Origin of the sequence: Actinoplanes nipponensis, from assembly GCF_016862275.1 — a bacterium.
Classification (GTDB): Bacteria; Actinomycetota; Actinomycetes; order Mycobacteriales; family Micromonosporaceae; genus Actinoplanes; species Actinoplanes nipponensis.
This window is the reverse complement of record NZ_BOMQ01000074.1, coordinates 139,092-145,186: the sequence shown is the minus strand read 5'-3', so window position 1 is coordinate 145,186 and position 6,095 is coordinate 139,092. Positions and strand designations below refer to the sequence as shown.

At 73.4% G+C, this 6,095-nt stretch carries 3 protein-coding genes; all 3 read left to right on the top strand.

What is annotated here, in order from left to right:
* Positions 1–525 precede the first annotated feature (525 nt).
* The 3 genes from Ani05nite_RS31680 to Ani05nite_RS31670 all read left to right on the top strand — a co-directional run bounded on the left by Ani05nite_RS31680 (position 526) and on the right by Ani05nite_RS31670 (position 6,034).
* Entirely contained in the window at positions 526–2,295 is a 1,770-nt protein-coding gene (locus Ani05nite_RS31680; protein ID WP_203774469.1) for a YehQ family protein, read from the top strand.
* 624 nt (positions 2,296–2,919) lie between these two features.
* On the top strand, positions 2,920–3,915 hold the full coding sequence (locus tag Ani05nite_RS31675; protein ID WP_239130828.1) for a zinc-binding alcohol dehydrogenase family protein: 996 nt from the start codon (positions 2,920–2,922) through the stop codon (positions 3,913–3,915).
* A gap of 112 nt (positions 3,916–4,027) precedes the next feature.
* Entirely contained in the window at positions 4,028–6,034 is a 2,007-nt protein-coding gene (locus Ani05nite_RS31670) for a glycosyl hydrolase family 28-related protein (RefSeq protein ID WP_203774468.1), read from the top strand.
* Positions 6,035–6,095 lie beyond the last annotated feature (61 nt).

The following is a 6,095-nucleotide window of genomic DNA, read 5'->3' as shown; positions in this document are numbered from 1 at the left end:
GGGTCGGGTGCGGTGGAGACGCCCCGGTCGGGCGCGGTGGAGCAACGTCGGTCGGGCTCGGTGGACGGCGCCCGGCCCGGCGAGGCGCACCCACACCCCACCCAGCGAGGCCCCCACCTCCCTCCCCACCGGCCACCCGACTCCCACCATCGTGATCCCGCCGGTCCGGCAGAGGACCCGGCGGCCCTGGCTCAGGGCCCGGGCGTCCTGGCTGACCGCCCGGCGGTCCTGGCTGAGCTCCCGGCGACCTTGGCTGACGGCCCAGCGACCTTGGTTGACGGCCCAGCGACCTTGGCTGACCGCCCGGCGGTCCCCGAGTCGGTCATCCTGCACGCCGCCTCGGGCACGGCCGATGCCTTGGCTGAGGGCTCGGGCGTCTTGGCTGAAGTTCCAGCGGTCTTGGCGGACGACCCAGCGACCTTGGCTGACGACCCAGCGACCTTGGCTGACCTCCCGGCGACCTTGGCTGACCTCCCGGCGGCCTTGACTGAGGGCTCGCCGGTCTTGGCCGAGGGCCCGGCGGCAGTGACCGAAGCCGCGCCGGCATCGGTCGAGGGCTCGCCATCCTCGGCCGCCAGCCAGCCGCCACCCTCCGAGGGCTCCGCCGACGCCATCGCGACCGAACCACCCGACTGGTCACCGGGCGAATTCACCGAAGCCCAGCTCGCGGCCCGGATCGGCGAACGAATGCTGGCCGCCGCCCGCCGGGCGGAGCGGATCGGCTTCGTCGCCCGGGTGCACCGGGCCCGCCCGGGTCACCCGGTGCCCAGTGTGGAGCTGCCGACCGCCACCGTGCGTTTCCTCGTCCCCCGGGATCTGGGCTTCGCCCGGACCGACGCCGTCGCCGGGGTGCGCGACGACGTGCTGGCGCTCGCCGTCTGGGCGTTCCGCGAGGCGGACGCGCACTTCCCGGGCCTGAACGACGTTCAGGTGCAGGTCGGCGGGGACGGAGCCGCGCCCGGCGGCCCCGGGCTGGACGCGGCCGTGGCGCTCGCCGGGTTGGTGCTGCGCGAGGGTGCTGTTCACGTCGGCGCCGGCCTCTCGGCGGACGTCGTCATGGTTCGGCGGGCGCTGGAGGCGGGCCGGATGCGGTGGCCCCTGCTCGCGGTCGATGATCTCGTCGCGCAGCTCGCGGCGTACCGGGACCGCAGCGCCCGATACCGGCCCGATGCCCTTGCCGACCACGTGGCGGAAATCTTCGCCCGCCGCCGCGCGGTGAGCAGCACCGGTGCCGAAGCAGGCGATGGGCGCACGGGCGTGCGGGCGTTGCGGTCGCGGGTGTTGGGCACCGAGGAGGCTTCCGAGACCCCGCTGCGCCGCGCCCGCCTCGACGGCCTCGGCGCGCGAGTGTCGGCCGTCGGCGGTGACCGGGTGGTCGAGGTCTTCCTCGCCCACGCCGACAGTGCCACCGTGCTGGTGCTGCGCCGTTCCTACGAGACCACCGACGCAGGTCCGCGGCTCGCCGGCCGGAAGGTGGCCGGGGTCAGCCTCGCTGCGCTGGCCGGCGGCGCAGTGGTCACCGAATCCGCCGCCCGCAGCGCCAGCCGCGCCGTGCGTCTCGGCACCCGGCGGCTGAGCCGCACCGAGGCGATGACGTCCCGGGGCTCGTGGGAGGACCTGCCTCGCGCCCTGATCGCCGATGATCTGGGCGCCCTCGCCGCCGAGCTCGACGGGCTGCCGCCCCGGCCGGTACGGGCCCGGGTCGAGGCCGAGCTGGTACGGGTCGTGCCGGTCGCCGAGGTGCGCTCGATCAGCTACGCGCCCGGCGCCCAGCGCCTCGACGCTGTCATCACGGATGCCGCCGGGGTCACTGCGGTGGTTTCCGCGACCCATGCGGCCTGCGCGCCCGGCCGACTCGACAGCATGGCCGCCGCGCTGCGGGGCGATCTCCGGTACGTGGCCGGCAGCGTGCGCCGCTCCGGCGGGGAAGTGGTGATCGATCCGACCGGCTTCGCCCTGGCCGACTCCGTGGTGGTGCCGGACCTGACCGACGCCGACCGCACAGCCGACCCCGGCAGCGCGCCGGCCCAAGCCCCGGACGCGCTGGGCCTGGCCCTGGACGAGGCTGCCGCCGTGCTCGCCGAGCTGGCCCACGGCGGACTGCAGCACGCGCCGGCCACGGTGCCGGACCGGCTGCGCGCCACGGCACGACGGCTGCGCGGCGTGGGGTTGCGCCGGGCCGGAGAGGCGGTGGAAGCGCTGGCGGCAGGGCTTGGGCCCGATCCGGGCGACGCGGCCGTGGAGGCCTGGGTGGACGCCCACCTCCGCGTCAATCTGGCGGCGGAGATGCGGTAAGGGCCCGGCCGGACAGGAAGACGCCGCGATGGCCGGCCATGCGGGGGAGGCAGTACGGCCGGACAGGTCAGGCCTGGGCGGCAGGCAGGCAGTGTGGGAGGTCGATGCTGCGATGGCCGGCGTGTGGGGCGGGAGGTCGTGGCCGGAGGCCCCGGGCGGTGGGTATGCGGTGTGGGAGGTCGTGGCAGGACGACTCGCGCCGGGCGGGCCGGCGTGCGGTGCGGGTGGTTGCGGCGGCACAGCTCGCGGCCCGGGCGGCGGGCTTGCGGTGTGGCAGCTCGTGGCCGAACAAATCACGGCCCGGGCGGCCGGCATGCAGTGCGGGAGATCCCGGCCGGACAGGCCGAATTCTGGGCCGCCCACATGCGGCGAGACCGCAACCGGAGAAGCCGAGGGCTGGACGGCCGAGACGTGGCGAGGGAGGGCACGGCCAGCAACACCGAGGCCGGCATGCCGTGAGGGAAGCCCGCCCGAAGAGACCAGGACCCCGCCAATCGACCTGCGGCGAAAAACGGCGCGACCGGACAAGCCAGAAAACCATCCGCCCGTCCAGCCCCCGTGACCCCACCCCAATGTGCGCAACGGCACTCCTCCGACTTCCACCCCACGCGCTACTTTGCTTCCATGGAATCTACTTCTATGGAAGCGATCGTCCTGAACGCCCCCGGCCCACCCGAAGCCCTGCATATCCGCAAACTCCCGATCCCGATCCCGCACCCGGGCCAGGTGCTGATCGCGGTGAAGGCCTTCGGACTGAACCGATCCGAGCTGCACACCCGCCTAGGGCTCGCCGAAGGCGTCACCTTCCCGCGCGTCCCGGGGATCGAAGCCGCCGGCGTGGTCGCCGCCGCGCCCGGTGGGGAATTCCCCGTAGGTCAGCAGGTCTTCGCGATGATGGGCGGGATGGGCCGCACCTTCGACGGCGGCTATGCCCAGTTCACCTGCGTCCCGGCGGCCCAGGTGATCGCGTTCCGCAGCGACCTGGACTGGGCCACGCTGGGCGCCGTTCCGGAGATGCTGCAGACCGCGTACGGCGCGCTCACCGCCGGCCTCGACGCCCGTCCCGGCCAGTCGCTGCTGATCCGCGGCGGCACCTCTTCGGTCGGCATGGCCGCGGCCGTCCTCGCGAAGCGGCGTGGCCTGACCGTGCTGTCGACCACCCGCAACCCCGCCAAGGCCGACGCGTTGCGGGCCGCCGGGGTCGATCACGTGCTGATCGACGACGGCGAGGTCGCCGCCCGGGTGCGGGCGATCCTGCCCGAGGGTGTGGACAACGCCCTGGAGCTCGTGGGCACGCCCACCCTGCCGGACACGCTGCGGTCGGCGCGCAAGTTCGGGGTGGTGTGCATGGCGGGCATGCTGTCCAACGAGTGGATCGTGCCGGACTTCTATCCGATCGGTTACATCCCGCGCGGGGTGCGGCTGACCGGTTACGGCGGCGACGCCGACGACCTGCCGCCGGCCGTGCTCGAGGAGTTCCTCGACGCGGTCGCCGCCGGCGAGGCGATGGTGCCGCTGGACCGCACCTACCGCTTTGAGCAGATCGTCCAGGCGCACGCGGACATGGAGGCCGGCGTCGGCGCCGGCAAGTTCGTGGTCCTGACGCCCGACCACAATTGAAAGAAGCGAGCAAGGAAGCGAAATATATGGACAGGCTCTTGTGGAGTTCGTCACAGCCGACCTAAGGTCACCTCACCCTCACGGCGTGCTCCCCAGAGAAATGAGCCCTTCCATGTCTGTGAACGCGAGGTGGCCCGCCCTGGCTACCGCCTCGGCCGTCGCGCTCGGCCTGCTGGCCGGTGCGGGCGTCCCCGCGAGCGCCGCCGCCGCGGCCCCCGTCGTGACCCGCGCCGGCCTCGATCCCGCCCTCGTCGCCGGCCGGGGCGCCACAGTGGACTTCGCCGAGCAGGAGGCGGAGAACGCCGCCTTCACCGGCTCGGTCATCGGCCCGGACCGGGCCGCGTACACCCTCGCCGGCGAGGCGTCCGGCCGTACGGCGGTCCGGCTGGCCCCGGGGCAGCACGTCGAGTTCGTCCTGCCCGCGGCGGCCAACGCCATCACGGTGCGCTACAGCATCCCGGACGCCCCGGGCGGCGGCGGGATCACCGCGCCCCTGGCCGTCGCGGTCAACGGCAAGCGGGCCGCCACGATGACGCTGACCTCGCAGTACGCGTACCTCTACAACCAGTACCCGTTCAGCAACGACCCGGCCGCCGGGCTGCTGCACCCGGACTGGTGGATCACCGAGTGCGGCTGCGTACCCTCGGCCACCACGCCCACCCCGCGCGTCGACACGCCGTTCCGGCCGATGCACTTCTACGACGAGCAGCGCCTGCTGCTCGGCCGGACCTACCGCGCCGGCGACCGGGTCCGGCTGACCGCCTCGGCCGGGGCCGCCTGGACGGTCATCGACCTGCTCGACTCGCAGCTGGTCGCCCGGCCGCACGTCGAGCTGGCCGCGGCGAACGTGCTGCTCTTCGGGGCCGACCCGACGGGACGGCGCGACTCCGCGGCGGCGTTCGATCGCGCGATCGCCTTCGCCCGGCACGCCCGCCTCAAGGTGTACGTGCCGCCGGGCGCCTACCAGGTCAACCGGCACATCGTCGTCGACGACGTCACGATCGAGGGCGCCGGCAGCTGGTACACGATCATCAAGGGCCGCCAGGTCACGCTGCCCGAGCCCGCCCCGGACCGCTCGGTGCACACCGGCGTCGGCTTCTACGGCAGGGACGCCGCCGCCGGCGGCAGCCGCAACGTGCACCTGCGGGGCTTCGCGATCGAGGGTGACGTGCGCGAGCGCATCGACACCGACCAGGTGAACGGCGTCGGCGGCGCGCTGAGCGACTCGACGATCGAGGGTTTGCACATCCGGCACACCAAGGTCGGCCTGTGGTTCGACGGCCCGATGAGGAACCTGCGGGTCACCGACACCATGATCGTCGACCAGGTCGCCGACGGGCTGAACTTCCACACCGGCGTCACGGATTCGGTGGTGCGCGACACCTTCGTCCGCAACTCCGGCGACGACGGCCTGGCGATGTGGTCGGAGAAGGCCGCCGACGCGCGCAACACCTTCGACCACAACACCGTGCAGACGCCGACCCTGGCCAACGGCATCGCGATCTACGGCGGCGCCGACAACATCGTGTCGGACAACCTGGTCGCGGACCCGATCCGCGAGGGCAGCGGCATCCACGTGGGTTCGCGGTTCGGCGCCGAGCCGTTCGCCGGCGAGCTGGCGATCAGGAACAACACCGTGGTACGGGCGGGAACGTTCGAACTGAACTGGCGGATCGGCCTCGGCGCGATCTGGTTCTACGCCCTCGACCGCGGCATCGACGCGCGCATCGAGGTGACCGGCGACCACTACCTGGACAGCACCTACAACGCGATCATGCTGGTCAGCGACTGGGGCGTGAAGGACAGCGTCGCCATCACCGGGGTCGCCTTCCGGGACATCCGGGTGGACGGCACCGGCACCTCGGTGGTCAGCGCCCGGGTGGCCGGCTCGGCGTCCTTCGCCAACGTCGACGCCCGCAACGTGGGCGCGGTCGGCATCAACAACTGCGGCTCGTTCGGCTTCAAGCCGACCGGCTCGGAGTTCACCGTGACCGACCTCGGCGGCAACGACGGCGGCGGCACGACCGGTCCGTGGCTGGCGCCGTGGGAGCTGCCCAACACGATCACCTGTGACGACCGGCCGCCGGTGGTCGCGCCGCCGGCGCCCACCACCTGGTGACGCCGGGTTGAGGGGGAGGCGGGCGGCCACGGGGGCCGCCCGCTTCTCTCATCGCGCGAAC

Coding starts and splice junctions, on each gene's coding strand:
- Ani05nite_RS31675 (WP_239130828.1), top strand. CDS start 2,920: ATGGAATCTACTTCTATGGAAGCGATCGTCCTGAACGCCCCCGGCCCA.
- Ani05nite_RS31670 (WP_203774468.1), top strand. CDS start 4,028: ATGTCTGTGAACGCGAGGTGGCCCGCCCTGGCTACCGCCTCGGCCGTC.